The sequence below is a fragment of the Rhodopseudomonas sp. B29 genome, assembly GCF_000333455.1.
GTDB lineage: Bacteria > Pseudomonadota > Alphaproteobacteria > Rhizobiales > Xanthobacteraceae > Rhodopseudomonas.
Genome location: NZ_BADD01000238.1, coordinates 1 through 328, shown reverse-complemented (window position 1 = coordinate 328; position 328 = coordinate 1). Strand labels below are relative to the sequence as shown.

The window sequence follows — 328 nt, the reverse complement described above, 5'->3', positions numbered from 1 at the left end:
GTATTCACCCGAGTGATCGCGAAGCGATCCTCACCATGCCGCCGCGCGGCACGCTCGCCGACGCAAAGGAATTCGCGCAGCGTCACGGCGCGTGGATCGCCGCGCGTCTCGGCCGTCTGCCGAAGGCTGCGCCGTTCCAGCCTGGCACCCTCGTGCCCCTGCGTGGCCACGAGCATCGGATCGTGCATCGCGCGGGGCGCGGCACGGTGTGGACCGAGACCCGCGAGTCCGGTGAGAAGATCATCTGCGTCGCCGGCGAAGTCGAGCACATTGATCGGCGTGTCCACGATTTCCTCAAGCGAGAGGCGCGCCGCGATCTGCAGAAGGC

Annotated in this window: 1 protein-coding gene; it reads left to right on the top strand. The window is 68.3% G+C overall.

The features are described 5' to 3' along the window. Positions 1-2: 2 nt before the first annotated feature. The coding region (locus I5M_RS08500) for a YgjP-like metallopeptidase domain-containing protein (RefSeq protein ID WP_022721005.1) at positions 3-328 on the top strand (326 nt) is incomplete at its 3' end.